This is a genomic window from Maritalea myrionectae, from assembly GCF_003433515.1.
Classification (GTDB): domain Bacteria; phylum Pseudomonadota; class Alphaproteobacteria; order Rhizobiales; family Devosiaceae; genus Maritalea; species Maritalea myrionectae.
The window spans coordinates 1,006,439-1,026,418 of sequence record NZ_CP021330.1; the positions used below are offsets into that span (position 1 = coordinate 1,006,439).

Here is a 19,980-nt window from a genome sequence, read left to right on the forward strand (position 1 = left end):
CGTGACAAGATATTGGATCGTTGGCGGATATGGTGATGTCGGCTCTGCGGTGGCGCAGAGCCTGATCACAACCCTGGCGGCGGGCGATGAACTTTTCATCGCCGGTCGCAATTTAGGCAAAGCGGAAGCGTTGGTCGGTGAATTGGGCGACCAGGCTAAAGCCATTGAATTGAATGTGAACGGCCCCGTTGTGGCCGGACAGTTTCAACCAGGCGATGTGGTGGTGAACACCGTTGAAACCATTAGTGACGAATGGCTGTCGGCTCTGGCGCAAACGGGCCTGTCATTCATCGATGTGTCGGCCACCGAGGACTATTTAAACCGGGTGAGGGCGCTGTTTGGCCAGTATGGGCAAAAGAGCCTTTGTATCACCGAGGTGGGTGCATCGCCCGGGCTGACCAATTTGATGGCAGCAAAACTGGCGGAGCAGGAAGCTCAGGTCGACCGAATTCACACCTTCATTGAAATGGGCATGGGCGAGCATCACGGTTATGCGGCCACCAAATGGTTTTTTGAAGCCTTGGCCAGTCCTTACCCTGTTTTGATTGATGGTGCGCAAAAAGTGCTTTCACCGCGCGATCAGCTCATGGGTGTGGAATATGAATTGCCGAAAACGCGGCAAGCGACAGCGATTGGTGTTGGCTTTTCAGATCAAATATCCATCGCAAATCGACATAATCTCCATGCCGCGCAGACATTTGTGGGTGTTGCGCCAAATTGGATGAACAATGTGCTTTGCCAATTGGTGCGTTTGCCGTTCAGCACTGTGTTGCGTCGCCATTCGGGATTCTTAGCGGGCATGATGTCGAAGTTCCCGCCCGTCGGCCCTGTGCGAACCTCGATAAAATCGGTCGCTTATGATTCTGAGCAGCAGATTTTGGGGAGCATCGAGATGCTGGGGGGCGATCAGTCCGAATTGACCGCAGAAATTGCGGCAATGGGTGCACGAGCTGCGGACGTGCAAAAGCAAACAGGTGTTATTTCCCTGCCGGATATTTTGGACCTTGATCAAGTCAAACAGCAATTGCCGCGCCTCACCTGGCGATAAAGCGCGTGCCAAATTGTGTGATTTTTAGTGGTGAGCGTGCTGTTCTGGATCTGCAATCCATTTGCCCAGATAGTAGCGCTCAAACACAAAGACCGCAGCGATAGCCACCCACGCGATAACCACAATGGTGGGGTCGCTGTCCGCTTTGGTGATGCTAAATGCGGCCAGCACGACAGCATCGAACACCAATGCGGCGATTAAGATATAGGGGGAGGCCCCGATCTCTTTTCGGCGATAGCGGAACACGCCCCAATGCACCAGCATATCCATCACCAGATAGAAAAAGGCACCAAGCGACGCAATGCGGCTCAGGTCGAAAAAGATCGCGAGAAATGAGGCAATCACCACAGTGTAGATTAATGTGTGACGCTGGATCGTGCCGCTCATGCCGAAATGGCTGTGCGGGATCATCTTCATATCGGTGAGCATGGCCAACATGCGCGACACTGCAAAAATGCTGGCAATGACGCCCGACGCAGTCGCAATTGCGGCCAAAAGGATGGTGAGCGTAAAGCCAATTTGGCCCAAGGCAGGCTCGGCGGCTTCGGCCAGCGCATAATCTTTTGCAGCGATGATTTGGTCGATGGGCAAGCTGGCATTTACCCCGAAGGCCACCATCAAATAAGTAGCCGTGCAAATCAGGATTGAAATTACAATGGCGCGTCCCACATTTTTATGCGGGTTTTCGACTTCCGCGCCGCTGTTGGTGATGGTGGTGAAGCCTTTAAAGGCGAGAATGCCAAAGGCGATCGAGGCGACAAAACCGAACCCATCGACATTTGATGACGCGGTTTGGGTGATCGAGAAATCAAAGCCGCTGGCCCAAAGCGCGGCACCGCCAAACAGGCCAATACCAGCGATTTTGAACACAGCCATAACAATGGAAATCATGCCGATGGAACGATTGCCCGCAATATTGACGATAAAGGCGAACAATATGACGCCAACAGCCAGAACGGGCACCAATATGCCGCCGGAAATATCAAAGAATCGCAACACATAGGTGGCAAATGTGCGTGCCACCAGGCTTTCTGCGATCACCATGCTCAAGGCCATGAGCAAGGCTGCGCCCGCCGCAACGGCGCCCGCGCCATAGCATTTTTGCAAGATCATCGCGATGCCCCCTGCAGAGGGCCAGGCGTTCGACATTTTGATGTAGCTGTAGGCGCTGAACAGGGTGACAATTGCACCGATGATAAAGGAGAGCGGGAACAGGTTGCCCGCGAGTTCGGCCATCTGCCCCGTGAGGGCGAAAATACCTGCGCCAATCATAACGCCGGTGCCCATGGCAACTGTGCCGCTCAAGGAGATTGAGTTGGCCTTATAGTCACCTTGCTTTTGGTCGCTTTCCATCTCTCCCCCTTCGTGGTCGTGTTATCAATCACATATTATGTGCTTGGTACTCAACGCCGTTGGCCACCTGCAGTTCCCGAATATATTTGACGATGGCGGCAATGTGCAATTGGGTCATATCCGGTTGGGGCGGCATATTGCCAAAGTTCCAGTGGTGTTGCGGCACACCATTTTGCGCCGCGCTTAAAAATGCGCCGTCGCCATGATGGCCCGGATTATAGATATCGTGCACCAATGGTGGCCCGCTATCGCTGCCGCCTGCATTTTCACCATGGCAGCTGGCGCAGTTGGCTTTAAAGATTGCTTCGCCCTTTGCTGCCAGAGGCGAAAGCTCGGTTGCGTTGACCGCGACGCGCCCCGACATATTTTGAGTGTCAGGATAATTTGTGGCGGTGAGCATGTTATATCCCACCCCGATAAGGCCAAGGATTACAAATCCCAATAAAACATACTTCAATGCTGCATCCTTCCCCGACAAATCTAGTATGCGCTTAGGTTGCAACCTTCCAGCGCTGGAAGGTCAAGGGAGAAGTAGCGCACTGCGGCAATTTAACCTCGGCATACTGTGCACCGTGTGATTGACCTTACCCCTGCTGGAACCTACATTTTTAGTTAAGATTTTATTCATCGCCTAATTTTGAACTTTTTGTCTGGGCACAAGGGCCACATGAACAAGAACGTCCTCATCCTCTCAGCGCTGGCCATTGTGGCGCTATTGGCTTTCGTTTATGTGCGGAGCAATACGCCCGCACCGACGCGCGCGCCGATGGTTTCAGTGACGCCAATTGAGGTGAGTGGGCAGACCGCGCTCGGAAAATCAAAATTTGAAGAGAATTGCGCCAGTTGCCACGGGGAAAACGCAACTGGACTTGATGGAGTTGGGCCACCTCTTGTGCATAAGATTTATGAACCCTCCCATCATGCAGACATTGCCTTTATGCTGGCCGTGCAAAATGGTGTTCGCGCCCATCACTGGCCGTTTGGAAATATGCCAGCTGTCGACATTGAGGAAAGTGATATGCAGGCGGTAATTGCCTATATCCGAAAATTGCAGGTGGCAAACGGAATTGATTAGAACAGCTTGCCATAAACTCAGTTTGCTTAATGTGACGTTCTTGGCGCTCGCATTTGTGCTTGCCATTGCGACGGCATTGCCGGTCAATGGGGCGACGTTGGTTTTTGGCGATCACGGACACGAAGTGGTTGCGCAAGATACACATGCACATTCGGCCAAGACTGGCTATGAAATGGGCTGTGATGATCAGGCAAGTGTTCATTGTGGCGTGAAAATTGCTGTTGCTGGCTGGCACTTGCCGACAGGTTTTGTGGCCATCGCCCATAGTTACGCGCAAAGCAATTTGCAGATGCTTTTGGCGCGGTCGATCGCGCAGGAGATACCTCCCCCCCGACTCTAAATGTTGAGCCCAAACCGCTTTTCAAAAATTTAGAGGACGATCATGAACAAAATTGAACTTACAATCGGCGCTGTGTTTTCATTGGCAATCACCGGGGCTGCGCTGGCCCACGGGGGTGCAACCGGTGTTGTTAAAGAACGTATGGACGGCATGATGGCGATGGGGAATGCCGTTAAATCCTTATCGTCAATGATGCGCGGCGATGTCGATTATAATGCTGATGTGGTCAAGACCAATGCGCAAACCATTCAGCAACATGCGGGCGAAACGCTGACCAAATTGTTTCCAGAGGGCACTGATGGTGCCCCTTCCGAGGCGAAGCCTGAAATCTGGTCTGACTGGTCAGAGTTTGAAATTCTTGCCAAACAGCTCGAGACCTATGCGGTTGCATTGGAAGCTGCGGCGCCGAACGGGCTAATGATGCAGGGCCAGAACAATGGTGGCATGATGGACAGCTCAGATATGATGAGTGGTTCGGGTATGATGGATAGCTCGGACATGATGGGCAGTACTGGTGGCATGATGGGTGGTTCGCAAATGATGGACCCGGAAGAACTTGCCAATATGCCCGCCGATGGCGTGTTCAATATGCTGGCGCAAACCTGTGCCAGTTGCCATGGCAAATTTCGCGTTGAGAAGAAGTAATGGCGAACAGACTAATTGCGCTTTTGATGGGCGCAACAGCGGTAGCTGTTGCGTCCACCATTGCCATTGTGTTTTGGCCCATTGGCAATCCACCTGAATTGAAACAACTTGAAGGTAATGCAAAACGCGGCGCCTATTTGGCGAGAATGTCGGGCTGTATCGCTTGCCATACGGATGGCGAAAATGGCGGAGCGGCCCTGGCTGGCGGTGTGGAGCTCGACACGGATTTTGGCACCTTTTACTCGCCCAACCTCACCCAATCCGCTGAACATGGCTTGGGCGAATGGACGATTGATGAGTTTGCCAAAGCGGTGCGCCAGGGTGTCTCTCCGGATGGGGAACCCTATTATCCATCATTTCCATATCCGTTTTATGCCAAGATGCCCGATCAGGACATTGCCGATCTGTGGGCGGCATTTCAAACCGTGCCTGCCGTGGATGAACCTTCGGTGCCCCACGCCATGAAGTTTCCATTTAACTTCCGGCCGGGATTGAAATTGTGGCGCGCGGCGTTTGTGGATTTTTCTACATTTGAGCCGGACGAGACCCAATCGGATATTTGGAATCGCGGAAAATATATCGTGCGAGGCCCCGCCCATTGTGGTGCGTGTCATACTCCACGTAATTTTGCTGGCGCGCGCAAAGCGAGCTTTGATTTACAAGGGGCGAACAAACTTCCAACCGGTGGCAAAACACCTGCCATTCATGCGACGGCGCTCAAGAAAAAAGGCTGGACCCAAAGTGCGCTTGCCTATGCGTTGAAAAGCGGAGTGAAACCGGACGGTGACGTGTTCGGCGGCAGCATGGTTGAAGTGGTGCATGACGGCACATCATTTCTTGCACCGAAAGACCTTGAGGCCATTTCGATTTATTTGTTGGGAGAAACCGATGTTGCAACCCAGTAGGCGAGATGCGCTGAAACTATTAGGTGGCGGCGCAGCGGCGCTGGTTATGATGCCATCCATTAGCGGGGCGAAAGAGGGAGCCGGGACCAGTTTCAAACTGGTGGCACAGCCAGTGCAGCACAAATTGCACCCCGCACCTGATGCTCAAGAATCCACATTGTGGAGCTACAATGGACAGGTGACCGCGCCGACCTTGCGCATTAAGCAAGGGGAGCGGGTGACCATTGAGTTTACCAACGCGTTGCCGGAACCAACATCTATCCATTGGCATGGATTGCGGATCGCAAACGAAATGGATGGTGTGTCCGGATTAACGCAAGACCCTGTGCCGCCCGGTGGGCGTTTCACCTATGAATTCGTGGCGCCTGATGCTGGCACCTATTGGTATCATGCGCACCACAAAAGCTGGGAACAGGTGGCCCGCGGCCTTTATGGCGGTTTGATTGTTGAACCGGCGGATGGCTCAATATTACCCGAAGCGCAAGATCATCTTTTGATTATTGATGATTGGCGGTTGGATGGCGAAGGCAAGTTTGATGCGGCGAGTTTAGGTGCGCCCATGGATTGGAGCCATGGGGGGCGTATGGGCAATTGGCTCACGGTGAACGGGCAAAGCCTACCCACTATTTCACTGCCCAAGAATGCGCCCACCCGATTGCGGTTGGTCAATGCCAGCAACTCGCGCATTCTGGACATTGATCCCGCCCGATTTGGCGGCAAAATTCTCGCGTTTGACGGACAGGCTTTGCCCGACGCCCCGATGGAGCTTGGCTATACACCCTTATTGCTTGGTCCGGCCCAACGTGTGGATCTGCTGGTCGAGCCAGAAGAGGGTTTTGTGCTTGAGGAACTGTCTCAACAGCCATTCGCCTTTTGCTCGTTTGAGGTGCGGACGCCAGCGCAAGAAGTGGCTGCGTTTACGGTGCCAAAACCAAACAAACTGCCCCTACCTGCGAAGGATGATCGCTTCAAGTTTGACTTGCGCATGACCGGAGGGGCGATGGGGCAGCTTGATAATATCTATTATCAGGGTGAAAAGCTGGACCGTGGTGGGTTTCAACGCACCAAGCAGTTTTGGGCGTTCAACAATGTCGCCAACCTGGCTGAAGAGCCGCTGTTCAGCGTGAAGAGGGGGCAGACGGTGGAGTTGAATGTTTCTAACATCACTGCCTTTATGCACGCGATGCATGTGCATGGACATCACTTCCTGATTGAAGATCGCGATGGGGGCGGCGTTGAGCAAAGCCCATTGTGGCGCGACACCTTTTTGGTGGGGGCGGAGCAATCAACGCGTATTGCGTTTGTGGCCGACAATCCGGGTAAATGGCTGTTCCATTGTCATATGCTTGAGCACGCGGCATCGGGCATGAATGCATGGTTTGAAGTGACGGATTGACCGCGACTCACATGTTTGGACTAGAAATGGCGCTCAGTGGCGGTTAGATTGTGCTTATGATCCGGATTTTCACTCTTTTGGTCGCAGCGATTTTGTTGCTGGGCCAGCTCAACATGGCCAGCAATGCGGCGCAAGGCGGGAGCTTTGCGTTGATTGATGCTTATGAGCAATCAGTGGAAAGTGCGCATGGCTGCTGTGATGATAAGGCGGCGGCAACATTGGGCGCAATGGATTGTGCCAGCGAGTGCGTGCCCGCCATCCTAAGTGGTTTTGCGCTTGTGATGCCACCAAAGTTAGAGCGCGCTTCTGAAACATTCGTCTTGCCGATGCGGGCCATCGAGGAATGGCCAAACGGACCACCGCCCATATTTCACAACGTCTAAGTCACCTTTTGATGTTGAACAGCCCGTGCCTACGCGCATGGTCTATTATTATATGTGGTAAAAATGAACTCATCTTATTTCTCGCTGGAACGGCGACATATGCTGAAAGGGGCAGGCGCTTTTGCTCTTACCGGCGTGTTGGCTGGTTGCACAACGACGGCCAGTGAAATCCCCGACCTATCTGCGGCCAAAGCGCTTTATGGGCCTTTGCCGAAGGAACGTTTTCCGATTGCGGCGCTGCCGGTGGAAAAAATTGACCCGCAATATTATCGCCAGACCGTGCGCTATCGCACCAAAGAACCTGTGGGCACGATTATCGTCGATACGTCAGCGTTTTTCCTTTATCTGGTGCAGCCTGACAACAAAGCGATACGGTATGGCGTTGGCTTGGGCCGTGCCGGATTTTCGTGGTCGGGCCGGGCCATGGTGCAATGGAAACGCAAATGGCCGACCTGGACACCGCCTGCCGAAATGATCAAACGCGAACCGCATTTGGCAAAATATAGCCATGAAAATGGCGGTATGCAGCCAGGGTTGAAAAATCCGTTGGGTGCGCGCGCGCTTTACATTTTTAAGGATGGACGGGACACGCTTTATCGGCTGCACGGCACGCCGGAATATTGGAGCATCGGCAAAGCGGTCTCCAGCGGCTGCGTCAGGCTATTTAATCACGATATTATCGATCTTTATCAGCGGGTTCCGAATAAGACCCCCATTGTGGTGATGTAAAATGAAGAACTTGAATAAATGGACACTCGGTGCGATGGCCGCCCTAATAATAGCTGGCGGATATTGGGGCTATGCCCAATATGTGGTGCCACAAGCAGAAGCGCAAACGGGCCTTATTCCCTATAAAAACACCCAAGTGGTGGCGAAGGGCCAAGAAATATATCAAGCCAATTGCGCGGCATGCCATGGTGATAATCTAGAAGGCGAAGGAAACTGGAAGCAGCCCAAGTCATCCGGCCGCATGCCAGCGCCGCCTCATGATGAGACGGGCCACACCTGGCATCATAATGATGAGTTGCTGTTCAACTTGACCAAATATGGGATCGCAAGGCTAAGCAACAATCCAGATTATCAAACGGACATGCCGGTTTATGATGGGTTGCTGAGCGACGATCAAATCATCGCGGTTTTGGCCTATATCAAATCGACATGGCCAGAAGAAATTCAGCGGCGTCACGACCAAATGAACGCTGGTGGATAGCTGAACCCAATTGCCGCGTCGCTTTGGTGACGCGGCAACCCTATCCTCAACGGTGAGAAATTCTATTCAACTTTGCAGATATATTTTGAATAGACAAACCCGACATCCGGGTCGGCCGAAAACATATCGGTGACGCCATACATCGGGACAACCTGCCGCCAGTTGTTTTGTGCGGTCGGCTCCATGGTCCACATGAATGTGCCGGGCAAAAGCTTTGTGATAACATCGCAATCAGTGCTGCCGCAGGTGCGCATGCTGAGGAAATTGTCGCCATCGGGATTGAGGCCGCAAACGCGATAGAGCTCACCGGAATAGGCGAATGCGGAGGTGGCGGCAAAGACGATGCCAAAAATGAAACTGAGGCCGAGCAAATATTTCTTCATGATGGGTCCCCTTTTGAACAGGAAAGGATAGCGCTGCCCAACAGTGCGCGGGACCGGGGATGCGGGTCAATGCGGCATGATATCCGGGTTGTCGCCTGAGTGGACGGTTGTCATCTGCTAGTTGACCGAAAATGTTTATATCCCCTATGCTGCGGCTATTGGTTTTGCGTGATGGCGTCACGTTGAAACTAAACTTCCTTTCCGTCCTGGACGCCCGGACAGTCCCTCGTAGAGTGCACAAGGGAAACTATTGTGGGTGAGATCATGAACAATCCAAACACTGCCCATTCCGCTCATTCAAATGCGGATAGCGATATTAATGTGGGCATGGCCTTTATGATTGTGGCCATGCTTTTGCTGCCGGTGGGCGATACGTTGGCGAAGATTTTGACTGACGTTATGCATCCGGTGGAAGTCGGCATGTGGCGCTTTGTCTCGCAAGCCATATGGTTTGTGCCAGTTGGCATTTTTATGCGGCGCTATTTGCGCGGGCCGATGTTGTCGCCGATCGTGGCGCTCTCTGGCGCCCTAATGGTGATGTGCGTCGTCGCCTTGATCACTGCTTTTAAAGTCATGCCCATTGCAACGGCTATCGCGATCTTTTTTGTTGAGCCGCTGGTGTTGACGCTTCTGGCGGGTTTGATCTTGCGGGAAAAGATCGGGCCACGCCGTTTGGTCGCCATTGGTGTGGGGCTGGTGGGTGCAATGCTGGTGATCCGCCCCAGCTTTGCCGAATTCGGCTGGCCCGCGCTGTTGCCGTTAATTTCAGCCGTGACTTATGCGCTGAATATGATTGTGTTGCGCCATGCCAGCAAGCAACGCTCAGCGCTTACGGTGCAGTTTGGGGCGACGATCTACGCCGCTATTGGCATGGTGCTGTTGAGCACAGTGCTTAGTTTGTCTGGTGGTGTGGAGTTCGCCGGTCCACTGGCAGGCGGTTGGGCTTGGCAGGTAATCGTGGCCGGTGGTGCGCTTTCCGCCGTCACCTTTGTGTTGGTTGCCGAAGCTTTCCGTCGGGCAGAAGCGGGCTTGTTGGCGCCTTTTCAATATCTGGAAATATTGGGCGCGACCGCTGCGGGCTATTTGGTGTTTGGCGATTTCCCCGACTGGATCACATGGGTTGGCATTGCGATCATCCTGGCCTCAGGCATTTATGTGTTTCACCGCGAACGGGAAGTGGGGCGCTATCGCCCCACCAAGACAGAGATTGAGAATGAGTGTGCCCGTTAGGCGTGCATTCAGTTGCGGCAAGCAAAAAGGGCGGCCCAATGGGCCGCCCTTTATTTATTAGATATCAAGTTCGGCTTAGCCTGGGCTAAGGCCACGCAAGCGCTCTGAACGACGACGCAGCAACTCAACTGTGGTCAACAGCAGGATGGACACGGTCACAAGGATCGTGGCGGCTGCCAGAATGGTTGGTGAGATTTGCTCACGCAAGCCAGTGAACATCTGCCATGGCAGGGTTTGTTGACGGGCCGAGCCCACAAACAACACAACAACCACTTCGTCGAATGAGGTGATGAAGGCGAACAAGCCGCCTGAAATCACGCCCGGCAGGATGAGGGGCATTTGCACGCGGAAGAAGGTTGTGACCGGATCAGCACCCATATTGGCTGCCGCGCGGGTCAAAGACCGATCAAAGCCGACCAAAGTTGCGGTCACCGTAATGATCACAAAGGGAATGCCCAACACGGCGTGGGCGAGGATCACTTTGATATAGCCCACAAACGCTTGGTTGAGACCAAGGCTTGCCTGCAACCAGTTGCCCAAAGGCGCGTAGAAGAAGAACATGCCGGTCGCTGAGATGATCAGCGGTACAATCATTGGTGAAATCAGGATCGCCATGATGGCTTGACGGCCCGGCACATGAGATTGGCTCAAACCGATCGCGGCCAACGTACCCAAGCTCACCGAAATGATGGTGGCGATGGGGGCGATGATCAATGAGTTCTTCAGGGGCACCATCCATTCGTCGGACCCGAGGAAATCATAATAGTGCTTCAGGCTGTAGCCTTCTGCCTTAAAGGCAAGCATTTCTGGCGTGAAGGTGAAGAAGTCTTCAGCGTTGAAGCTGAGCCATACAACAGGCACCAGCGGCGCGATCAGAAAGAAAAACACCAGCGCACAAATGAACAGGAAGCTGTTGTGCCACAACACTTGTGCCGGGGTGTAATAGTTTGGCACGCCTGCACGATATTTGCCGGAGCCAATCCAGATGGCAAACCAGCTCATGGAGACGCCCACGACAAGGCCACCCACGATGCCGGCGAACCCACCAAAGATGGCGCCAACTGCGGCAAAGACTGCGGCAGCGCCCCAAATCTTTTTCCATGGTTTGATCGAAATGATCTGGGCCAGCACGGCGGCAAGCGCCGCGCCAATCAACGCACCTATGGGCAACCCGATTGCTGGGGCGCCATAGATGTTGCCGGTGATAAAGCCAAAGACTGCGCCCAGCACCGCCACCACGGGCATGGTGAAAGTGTACAGATTAGGGCGTTGAATATATGCAATAATCTCGCTCATTGGTTAGCCTCCCAGCTTCACATTGTCGATGCCCACGATCTTATCGTAAGCCCAGTACAGCACCAGAACGACCACCAGAAGGATCGAGCCAAGTGCAGCCGCAAGGCCCCAGTTTAGCGAGCTAGAGATGTGATAGGCGATACGGTTCGAAATAAAGATGCCGCTTGTGCCGCCAACGATTTCAGGGGTGATGTAATAGCCGATGGCCAAAATGAACACCAGAATTGACCCCGCGCCGATCCCCGGAACAGATTGGGGGAAATAGATCCGCCAAAAGGCTGTCCAGTTGGTGGCGCCAAGTGACTTGGCTGCCCGCAAATAGCTGGGCGGGATTGTTTTCATCACCGAATAAAGCGGCAAGATCATAAAGGGCAACAAGATGTGCGTCATCGCCACGATGGTACCGGTTGCGTTGTTCATCAAGATCAATCGGTCAGCGTCGCCAACGAAGCCGAGCCAGACCAATATGTCATTGATCACGCCTTGCTGTTGCAACAGCACCTTCCAGGCGGATGTGCGCACCAATAGGGATGTCCAGAATGGGAGCAGCACCAAAATCATCAAGGTGTTCGCCACGCGCATGGGCAAGTTGGCCAAAAGCCACGCAACGGGATAACCCAGCACAATGCAGGCACCCGTGATGACCAGGGCCATCCACAATGTGCGCATAAACAGTTGCATGTAGATTTGCTGGTTTTCAGGCTTGGCCTGCACGCCATCTGGCGTCAGCTCAAGGTCAACCGCGTTCAAGAAGTAGCCAGGCGTATAATTGGCGGAAAAGACTTGAATGGTGGACCAAACTTCGGGGGAAGCCCAATCTTCTTTAATCTTGGCAAAGCCTTCACGGAAATTGACTTCAGGCAGTTTGTCCACATTGTTGGCAGCAGCTTGCAACGCCTCGGCACCCGGGCCTGAATAGTTGGAAATGGCCGTGATGGTTTCAGGGTTTTGCAGATCCTGTGCGAGACCAGCATAAACGGCCTCCCAAGGATCTTCTTCTGCCACTACATCTTCGTCATCAATGACGGTCCAAATGGCAAAATCTGTGTAAGCGCGTGTCGTCCAAGGCAGCATTTCAGCCATTTGGGCAGAAGGCACGAAACCGATATCGCCGGCCATGCTTTCGCCAACACCCATGCGCCACAATTCCCGACGGCTTTCCAGCAGCTCTTCGCCACCTTCGCCATTGAGCATTTCATACCAAAATGCACCTTCTTTGAAGCGTGGATCAATTTCTTCGAGCGGATCCTGATATTCCTCACCCAGATCGTCAAGTGAACGTCCAGATGTGCGGAACAAAGAGGAAAGCCCGGTTTGTTCGTAGTTTAGGCGTGAGCCAAGTTTTGTGTGTTCTTTAGATTCAACTGCACGGAACAAATCAAAATACAGGTGCCGGTACACTTCTTCATCCGGGGCTTGATTTGTTGTGCCGTCCCACTCCTGCAGCGCCACAACAGTGTGCGGCAGCGTGTTGGAGACAATTTCGTTTTCGACGGAGCGAAAAAGCATGGAAAGAATGGGGATAATAAAGGTTACCACCACGAACAGCAAAAGCGGTGCGATTAGCAACAACGCTCTAATTTTTTGCCGCCGCAATGCGCGCGCTAAGCTCTGCTTTAGCGGCCGACCATCCGCCGATAGCATTGGTTGTTGTGTTGTGTCGCTCATCTTGCCCCCGTCAATCTGCCTGTTTCGGTCTTTTATTTGGATTTATGCATCCGGTGAAAAAGGGGGCACGAGTGGCCCCCTTTTCCTCAAAGATTATTGAGCCAACCAAGATTGGAATTTGGCATCAATATCGTCACGGTAATCAGCCCAGAACTCGTAGTTATAAAGGAACGTGTTCTTAGCGTTGTTAGGATCAGTAGGCATATGTGGTGCCATGTCGATACCCAATTCAGCGTGCTTGCTTACAAGCGGAGCTGAAGATTCACGTGCTGGACCGTATGAAATGTATTTTGCTTGGTCCGCAAGACGTTGAGTGTCTGTTGCGAATTTCACAAAATCTTTAACACGGGCAAGACGCTCTTCAGGCAAGTCAGCTGGGATTACCCAACCGTCAAGGTCAAACACTTGCGCATCCCACAACATGCCGATTGGCTGGTCTTGCTCAACAATAGCTGAGAACAAACGACCGTTATAGGTTGAACCCATGAACACTTCGCCGTCAGCAAGAAGTTGCGGTGTATCCGCACCAGCTGACCACCAGATTACATTGTCACGAATTGTGTCGAGTTTCGCCAATGCTTGCTCTTGGCCTTCAGGTGTGGCCAGAACGTCATAAACGTCTTCTTTTGCCACGCCGTCACAAAGCAAAGCCCATTCCATGTTGTTCAATGGACGCTTCTCAAGGGCACGCATGCCAGGATATGTGGCAAGGTCGAACAAGTCACAAATATCGCTAGGTGCTGGTGTACCTTCAGGTACCAAGTCTGTGCGATAGCCTACAGTTGTTGAATACACAATCTGTGGGATAAAGCAGTCGCTCACGATCAAGTCGCCAAAGTCATCGCTGGCTGATGTGCCATCAGGCGCTTCAGCAAGCATTTCATCATGGTCAACTTCCATGGCCAAGCCTTCGTCGCAAAGACGGATGGCGCTGGCGGCAGTTACGTCAACAAGATCCCAAGTGACGTTGCCCGCTTCGTTCATGGCACGCATTTTCGCAACAGCTTCAGCTGAGCTTTCGTCCCAAGTGATGGATACGCCATCATTCATTTCCATATAAGGTTCTGCATAAGCCTTGATTTGGCTATCTTGATATGCACCACCCCAGCTTACGATAGTCATGTCTGAAACCATATGGCCGTCTGCCATCGCCATAGTGCTGAGCGAGGCGATTGCCGTTGCTGCAGCCATGGGCTTAATGAATTTCGCAATGAGTTTCATTGAATACTCCCTTTAATTGCCCGGACATTTGAGTAAGAACTGACACCCGGGCATAGCCAGTTCTGTTTATACCTAACCGAGTGATTTACGCATCGAGTGCGCGACAATCCTCTGCCATCCAACCGATCTTGATCTGTTGGCCAGGCTTTAGGCGCACTTGGTCAGGCGCGTTTCTTGTTTTGATGACGAAATCTTCATTACCCGCCACGCGCAAGCGTGTGCGGAAGATGTCGCCCATATAAATGAATTCCAACACTTCAGCGTTGAGCGTGTGCGCATCCGGATCGAGGCGGTCGGTGTTATATTCGACGCGCTCTGGGCGGATCGATACACGCGTACGCTCGCCGACTTCGCTTACATTTACAGGCACCGCGTCGAGCACTTCGCCGTCATCCAGCTGCACCACGCAGGTTTTGCCCTTGATCTCTTTCACCACGCCTTCGAGCGTGTTGTTCTCACCGATAAACTGCGCCACGAAGCTGTTTTCAGGTGATTCATACAATTGATCCGGTGGGGCCAATTGTTGAATGCGCCCATCGTCGAACACCGCAACACGGTCTGACATGGTCAAGGCTTCTGTTTGGTCGTGGGTCACATAAACTGTGGTAATGCCCAAACGGTGTGCCAAGTGGGTGATCTCAAACTGCATCTTTTCCCGCAGTTGCTTGTCGAGCGCGCCGAGCGGCTCGTCCATCAACACCAATTCAGGTTCAAACACCAAGGCCCGTGCCAAGGCGACCCGCTGTTGCTGCCCGCCAGACAATTGCGCTGGCCGGCGACCGCCAAAGTCACCCATTTCAACCATATCGAGCGCGCGCATTACTTTTTCTTCGCGCGTGGATTTGCCCAATTTGCGCACTTCCAAGGGGAAGGCGAGGTTTTCCGCAATGGTCATATGCGGGAACAGGGCGTAGTTTTGAAACACCATGCCGATGCCGCGTTTATGCGGTGGGATACCGTTGATGGATTCCCCGCCCAAACGAATGTCGCCATGCGTGGCGTGTTCAAAACCAGCAAGCATCATCAGGCAAGTTGTTTTGCCGGAGCCTGATGGCCCAAGCATCGTCAGGAACTCACCTTTCGGCATGGTCAGGTTGAGGTCTTTTACGACGAGTGTTTCGCCATCATAGCTTTTCTGTACACGTTCGAACTCAACGAATGCGTCGTTGGATGCATCATTTGCCAATTTGTGTCCCCCTAATATTTCCAAGCGTTTCTTCGTGTTTTTGTTTTGCCGATTTGGTGGTCAATAGTTCAATTTCGCTTCTTGCTTCCTATCTTAAACCGGCTTTGTTTCTCTCGTTCGACAAGGTTGTCCCGCAGTGACAAATGATATTTCACGCGTCGCATATTCAGATGTCTCTGGGGCAAATTAATCTTTGATATTTGCGTGCTTTGGTGGCGTAGCTTGCCTGCAGCAAATTGGATGCTTGTGTGTTTGATAAACCTAATTGATGAGCAGCGCTGATCCACCCGGAGGTCATCAAGCGCGTAAACTCGCCGCCAGCGTGGCCAGTTGCCCGCTTATATTTGTTTATCAGCCCACATATTGAGGCACCGATTTTTGTAGGCTGTGGTGCCATTATAGAGCCTCTTTCCGCATGGTTGACCAAAAGGCAAGCGTCATGCGTGTCGCAGCTGAGAGCAGGCGACTGACTTGCAGGTCAATTGAATTTTGGAAATAAGCGTGAGCAGTAGTGCCATCCGCCCGGCGTCCGATGCGGCGGCATCGTGGGCATGCAATTCGAAACTGGTTTTCACACGTTTGTTTCATAATCAATGACTTAAGGATTATAGATAAATGCCTCTCAACGCAAGTCTTGTGCCGGATTCTGACCAGCCCTTTCGCTCAATTTGGGGGTTTTTCTAAATCAAACGGTCAAAATAATTCAATCTTGAAAATAATACTTTTGGTTTTAAAACAATATCTTACGCAGGTTCCGGGGGTGTGATTGGTGCTTTTGTTTCGGTTTCACGAATAAACAGTTACAAATGTGGATATTTCTTCGGTTAAACATATTAAGTGGCTCAATTAACAGGTTAATTCTTGCCGCCCAGATGGCAATATTTGCGCTGTGCGGGGCGTGAGAATCAGGTCCGCGCCGATGCCGATTGTGTGCAATTGAGCGTTGCGTGAATGGAAATCTGTGCCGTGGCACGTAGACGCCGTGAGGCGGCGGTTGGCTATTTCGCTCGCGCCGCGTCTAGCCCGTTGGTCAGTTTTTTCAGGAGGCGTTGCAGCTCATTGAGTTCGGCATGGTCTAACGATGTGTTGTTGACCATGCAGGCGGTGATGGCTGGCGCTTGGTTTTGCAGCGCGCGCCCGGCGGGGGTGAGGCGCACTATGATTTGGCGTTTATCCTTGTCGCCCTGGGTGCGCTTGATGTGCCCCAACGCCTCCAGCCGCTTAAGCAGCGGGGTGAGGGTGTTTGTGTTCATCCGCAAGATTTTGGCCAATTCGGTGACCTTTTGCCCATCGCGCTCCCACAACAGGGTGAGGGTTATATATTGCGGATAGGTGAGCCCAAGCCGCGCCAGATGCGGCGCGTAGCTTTGGTTGATGACGTGGGACGCGGTGTACACCCCATAACAGAACATATCCTCAGCGCGGGTGGGCAATTGCTCCATTGTCTTCCTGATGTCCTTAAGTTTGGTCGCACACGATATTATTATTGACATGGGCATGACGTTTCATCAACACTGCCAAGTTATATCGCGCACGATACAAATGGGGAAAAAAGATGAGCTGGTTGCCGAATTTGAAAACAGAAACTGCAGAAGAAGGTTTTGAGCTGGCGATTAAACTCTCGCGGATGGCGGTGAAGAAAACCCAGCCAGACGACGCCACCCGCACCAAACTGCGCGACGATTATGCCAACAGCGCCGACAGTTTGACGCTGGCGTCACAAGTGGTGGCGACGAATTTTCAGACTGTTGCGGCGGCTAATGATTATTGGCGGTGAGAGGGATGGTGAAGACTGGGTAGATGATGGATATTGTTTCCAATATTTAACTCTATGATTTGGGTGCGTGGAGCAGCCTTTTATTTCCGGTTATTGTTTATAAAGAGTGAGTTATCAAATGTGAATTGCTTTTTATGGCAATTAGTTTGAGTATTCCCATGGCTTTAGATTGGGAAGGTTTGCGATTCTATCATCAATTGCGATAGCATCTGCGTGGATTGCTAAATACTTGAGACTTATATTTCGATTTAGGAGATTCAATTGAGACTTAAAAAAGTCCATGTTCAAAATTACCGGTCGATTATTGATAGCGAAAAATTTGAGGTCGAAGGTAATAAAACTATTTTTGTTGGGCCAAACGAAGCCGGGAAAACGGCACTTCTCCAGGCCATGCAGCACCTTAATCCGCCGAAGGGTATCAAACCACTCAACGCGTTGCGAGACTATCCCCGTGCGCATTACAACAAGATTACTTCGGGGCATGTGAATCCCGCTGATGTTCGAGTAGTTGAAGCCGAGTTTGAGCTTGACGCCGAAGATCGCGAATATCTTCCGGATGGAATGAAAGACGCGAATTACAGCCTTTGGAGAAATTTGGATAACTCTACAGGCCATTCTTTGATCGGAGCGCCAGCAAAAATTCGTTATAAAGACCTCGAAAAGGATTTGATCCGCCTCGCCGCTCACGCGGACAAGCAGTTCACTCAATCGGAAGGTGAAACAGAGCAATCTCCGACAAACAGGCTAAAGGCGGTAACCGATGGGTGGCATGAATATGTATCGATTCAAGGAGAGAAAGCACAGGCGTTGCTGGCTTGGTTGGATACTGTATTCCCACTGATAGACGAGGATAACGAAAAAGAAGAGGCTCGTTTCGATAGCCTCAAAGTGGAAATAAAAATCGGTGATGAGCGAAACATTGCGGTTCAAGCTTTACGGAAACGCGTTCCGGTTTTTGTTCTATTCAGTAACTATTTTCGGGTGCGTCCAGTCATCCATTTGAACCAACTTGCTACTAGAATTGCTAATGGAACCCTTGACGATGAACGCTATGACTATGGGAATGTTTGTCTCTTAAACCTATTGGGTTTCGACGCGAAAGCTCTCTCTGAAATGGGTGCCACGTCGGAACCCGATGCAAATGACAGGGAGGCATTGGAGGCGTTTCGAGAAAAGCTCGATGAGAGGCAGTATCAGTTGAATGCTGCGGAGGTTAGCTTAACTGAGGAGATTCGTTCAGTCTGGAATCCGGATGAAAGCAGAGGTGAAGCTGCTAAGCTTCGGTTGCGCGCTGATGGTCAATATCTCAAGGTGACAGTAGAAGATGATCTAGGTGTCGAAGTTGAACTTGATCAAAGATCAGAGGGCTTTCAATGGCTTGTATCGTTTTTCATAGTTTTCTTTGCTGAAGCTCAAGGTGAGCATAAAAACGCCGTTTTGCTGCTTGACGAGCCAGGAATGAGCTTGCATGCGCTTAAGCAGCGAGAGTTCCGTAACACAATTACACGTTTGGCAGATGGAAATCAGACCCTTTACACGACGCATTCGCCTTTCCTTGTAGGTCCAGATGAATTGGATTTGGTTCGGGTGGTAGAAATGAATCGTCGAGAAGAAGGTACGAAAGTACATACATCGGTTATTGCAAACGATCCAGCCGCACTGCTTCCTTTGCAAGAGGCGCTTGGATATGACTTAGCGCAAAGCCTGTTTACTCAAAAGCAAAATTTAGTTTTGGAAGGTCTAACAGACTACTGGTATTTCGAGGCAGTTTCAGAGCTTTTGCGCGCCTCGAAGGATGCAAATTTCAATGAGAAAATTGCATTGGTTCCTGCAAATACTGCGGGAAAGGTGGTATATTTTGCGACGATTCTTCACTCTCAAGGATTTAAGGTTGCCGCTCTTCTCGATTCTGATAGTGCTGGAGATCAAGCGGCGAAGCAGGATACCTTAGTTCATATATTAGGTAACAAACGCATCCTGAGAACGAAAGATTATCTTCAAGATGAAATTAAAACTGCTGAAATAGAAGACCTTCTTCGGGATACTTTAATCGGCGTTGCAAAATCAGAATTTGGGTGGGATGTTTCCGATATTGCGGCCAAGCAACCAAAACGGCCACTTGTTAATATTTTTGAGAGCGAAGTTGAAGAATTCTCCAAATACTTACTCGCGAAAGCCTTTGTACGCTGGTCAAGGGATAACGAATCTTCTGATTTGAGCAAACGTGAACTTGAGCAGTGGAAAAAGCTAATTGCTGCGGTGAATGGGGCGTTAAAATGACTCTGGAGTCCGATGCTCAGATAATGGACGCATTGCTCAAGTTGACTAATGTACATGGTCTAAGTCCCAACGAAGCAATTAGCGTAGTCGAAGGGCGTTGTACGCTCCAACAAGTTCTTGCCGATAGAGCGATTCAGGAAAAGAGTCGGTTGTTGTCAAAGAAATCGGATGATGATTGGCCGAAGGTCAAAGTGGATTGGGATCTGGATTTAAGCCGATGGCATTTATCAATGGATGATCACGATCAAGACAGCTTTTTAAAAAAGTTTCCAGACGTGCAAATGGACTGGGCAAATCTAGAAGGTTTGCTTGCAAATCTTCATGTCGGGAGTAGCCGAAAAAAGGGTCCTTTTTCAGAACCATATAGGTCAAAAACTGCACGTTTAGTTGTGCATTTGCAAAATGGTGGAAAAGTTTCACCTCCGATGGTCATTAGGGATGAGAATGGATTGCATGTCGTCGGAGGCAATCATAGGTTGGGGTGGGCTGAGTACATGAAACAGACTGAGGTACCGATTCTGTTTCTCGGTAAAGATCGCGCATATCTCGAAAGTCAATTAATTTTCGGTTATGATGATTGAGTG

At 51.4% G+C, this 19,980-nt stretch carries 21 protein-coding genes; 13 read left to right on the top strand and 8 right to left on the bottom strand.

What is annotated here, in order from left to right:
• Position 1: 1 nt before the first annotated feature.
• Positions 2 to 1,048 (top strand): saccharopine dehydrogenase family protein, encoded by a 1,047-nt coding sequence (locus MXMO3_RS04910; RefSeq protein WP_117395146.1) that lies wholly within the window; start codon positions 2 to 4, stop codon positions 1,046 to 1,048.
• Positions 1,049 to 1,072: 24 nt separating this feature from the next.
• On the opposite strand, the gene MXMO3_RS04915 is transcribed toward MXMO3_RS04910, so the two are convergent.
• Both MXMO3_RS04915 and MXMO3_RS04920 read right to left on the bottom strand, forming a co-directional pair.
• Positions 1,073 to 2,401, bottom strand: coding sequence for an APC family permease (locus tag MXMO3_RS04915; protein ID WP_117395147.1), 1,329 nt, complete (start codon positions 2,399 to 2,401; stop codon positions 1,073 to 1,075).
• Positions 2,402 to 2,429: 28 nt separating this feature from the next.
• Positions 2,430 to 2,858 carry a c-type cytochrome gene (locus MXMO3_RS04920; protein WP_245985807.1) on the bottom strand — a complete coding sequence of 143 codons (429 nt, stop codon included), beginning with the start codon at positions 2,856 to 2,858 and terminating at the stop codon, positions 2,430 to 2,432.
• Between the two features lie 210 nt (positions 2,859 to 3,068).
• Here MXMO3_RS04920 and MXMO3_RS04925 point away from each other — a divergent pair, with 210 nt between their 5' ends.
• From MXMO3_RS04925 to MXMO3_RS04960, 8 genes are all read left to right on the top strand, one after another.
• Entirely contained in the window at positions 3,069 to 3,476 is a 408-nt protein-coding gene (locus tag MXMO3_RS04925; RefSeq protein ID WP_027834809.1) for a c-type cytochrome, read from the top strand.
• Positions 3,469 to 3,816: a hypothetical protein gene (locus MXMO3_RS04930; protein WP_162889135.1), complete on the top strand. Its 348-nt coding sequence runs from the start codon at positions 3,469 to 3,471 to the stop codon at positions 3,814 to 3,816. The genes MXMO3_RS04925 and MXMO3_RS04930 overlap by 8 nt, the downstream gene beginning before the upstream one ends.
• 42 nt (positions 3,817 to 3,858) lie before the next feature.
• Positions 3,859 to 4,461, top strand: coding sequence for a c-type cytochrome (locus MXMO3_RS04935; RefSeq protein ID WP_117395149.1), 603 nt, complete (start codon positions 3,859 to 3,861; stop codon positions 4,459 to 4,461).
• A complete protein-coding gene (locus MXMO3_RS04940) occupies positions 4,461 to 5,366 on the top strand; it encodes a c-type cytochrome (RefSeq protein WP_211198799.1) in 906 nt (301 codons plus the stop codon). The genes MXMO3_RS04935 and MXMO3_RS04940 overlap by 1 nt, the downstream gene beginning before the upstream one ends.
• Entirely contained in the window at positions 5,350 to 6,762 is a 1,413-nt protein-coding gene (locus MXMO3_RS04945) for a multicopper oxidase family protein (RefSeq protein WP_117395150.1), read from the top strand. The genes MXMO3_RS04940 and MXMO3_RS04945 overlap by 17 nt, the downstream gene beginning before the upstream one ends.
• A gap of 56 nt (positions 6,763 to 6,818) precedes the next feature.
• On the top strand, positions 6,819 to 7,145 hold the full coding sequence (locus MXMO3_RS04950; protein ID WP_117395151.1) for a hypothetical protein: 327 nt from the start codon (positions 6,819 to 6,821) through the stop codon (positions 7,143 to 7,145).
• Between the two features lie 63 nt (positions 7,146 to 7,208).
• Entirely contained in the window at positions 7,209 to 7,874 is a 666-nt protein-coding gene (locus tag MXMO3_RS04955) for a L,D-transpeptidase (protein WP_117395152.1), read from the top strand.
• 1 nt (position 7,875) lies between these two features.
• Positions 7,876 to 8,355 carry a c-type cytochrome gene (locus MXMO3_RS04960; RefSeq protein ID WP_245985808.1) on the top strand — a complete coding sequence of 160 codons (480 nt, stop codon included), beginning with the start codon at positions 7,876 to 7,878 and terminating at the stop codon, positions 8,353 to 8,355.
• 62 nt (positions 8,356 to 8,417) lie between these two features.
• Here MXMO3_RS04960 and MXMO3_RS04965 read toward each other — a convergent pair whose 3' ends face one another.
• Complete coding sequence (locus MXMO3_RS04965; protein WP_117395153.1) at positions 8,418 to 8,738, bottom strand: hypothetical protein; 321 nt, start codon at positions 8,736 to 8,738, stop codon at positions 8,418 to 8,420.
• A 264-nt stretch (positions 8,739 to 9,002) separates the two neighbouring features.
• Here MXMO3_RS04965 and MXMO3_RS04970 point away from each other — a divergent pair, with 264 nt between their 5' ends.
• A complete protein-coding gene (locus MXMO3_RS04970; protein WP_205468080.1) occupies positions 9,003 to 9,968 on the top strand; it encodes a DMT family transporter in 966 nt (321 codons plus the stop codon).
• Between the two features lie 75 nt (positions 9,969 to 10,043).
• Here MXMO3_RS04970 and MXMO3_RS04975 read toward each other — a convergent pair whose 3' ends face one another.
• The 5 genes from MXMO3_RS04975 to MXMO3_RS04995 all read right to left on the bottom strand — a co-directional run bounded on the left by MXMO3_RS04975 (position 10,044) and on the right by MXMO3_RS04995 (position 16,781).
• Positions 10,044 to 10,970: an ABC transporter permease gene (locus tag MXMO3_RS04975; RefSeq protein ID WP_245985827.1), complete on the bottom strand. Its 927-nt coding sequence runs from the start codon at positions 10,968 to 10,970 to the stop codon at positions 10,044 to 10,046.
• A 297-nt stretch (positions 10,971 to 11,267) separates the two neighbouring features.
• The gene (locus MXMO3_RS04980) at positions 11,268 to 12,932 is read right to left on the bottom strand and encodes an ABC transporter permease (protein ID WP_027834799.1); all 1,665 of its coding nucleotides are present in this window, start codon (positions 12,930 to 12,932) and stop codon (positions 11,268 to 11,270) included.
• A gap of 93 nt (positions 12,933 to 13,025) precedes the next feature.
• A complete protein-coding gene (locus MXMO3_RS04985; protein ID WP_425462130.1) occupies positions 13,026 to 14,153 on the bottom strand; it encodes an extracellular solute-binding protein in 1,128 nt (375 codons plus the stop codon).
• 85 nt (positions 14,154 to 14,238) lie between these two features.
• Positions 14,239 to 15,339 (bottom strand): ABC transporter ATP-binding protein, encoded by a 1,101-nt coding sequence (locus MXMO3_RS04990; RefSeq protein WP_027834797.1) that lies wholly within the window; start codon positions 15,337 to 15,339, stop codon positions 14,239 to 14,241.
• Positions 15,340 to 16,337: 998 nt separating this feature from the next.
• Positions 16,338 to 16,781 (bottom strand): MarR family winged helix-turn-helix transcriptional regulator, encoded by a 444-nt coding sequence (locus MXMO3_RS04995; protein WP_117395154.1) that lies wholly within the window; start codon positions 16,779 to 16,781, stop codon positions 16,338 to 16,340.
• Between the two features lie 113 nt (positions 16,782 to 16,894).
• On the opposite strand from MXMO3_RS04995, the gene MXMO3_RS05000 reads away from it, so the two are divergent.
• The 3 genes from MXMO3_RS05000 (at position 16,895) to MXMO3_RS05010 (ending at position 19,977) form a co-directional block, all read left to right on the top strand.
• The gene (locus tag MXMO3_RS05000; protein WP_027834795.1) at positions 16,895 to 17,116 is read left to right on the top strand and encodes a hexameric tyrosine-coordinated heme protein; all 222 of its coding nucleotides are present in this window, start codon (positions 16,895 to 16,897) and stop codon (positions 17,114 to 17,116) included.
• 261 nt (positions 17,117 to 17,377) lie between these two features.
• Entirely contained in the window at positions 17,378 to 19,396 is a 2,019-nt protein-coding gene (locus MXMO3_RS05005) for an AAA family ATPase (RefSeq protein ID WP_117395155.1), read from the top strand.
• Complete coding sequence (locus MXMO3_RS05010) at positions 19,393 to 19,977, top strand: hypothetical protein (RefSeq protein ID WP_117395156.1); 585 nt, start codon at positions 19,393 to 19,395, stop codon at positions 19,975 to 19,977. Before MXMO3_RS05005 ends, MXMO3_RS05010 begins: the two co-directional genes overlap by 4 nt.
• The last annotated feature ends 3 nt before the right edge of the window (positions 19,978 to 19,980 follow it).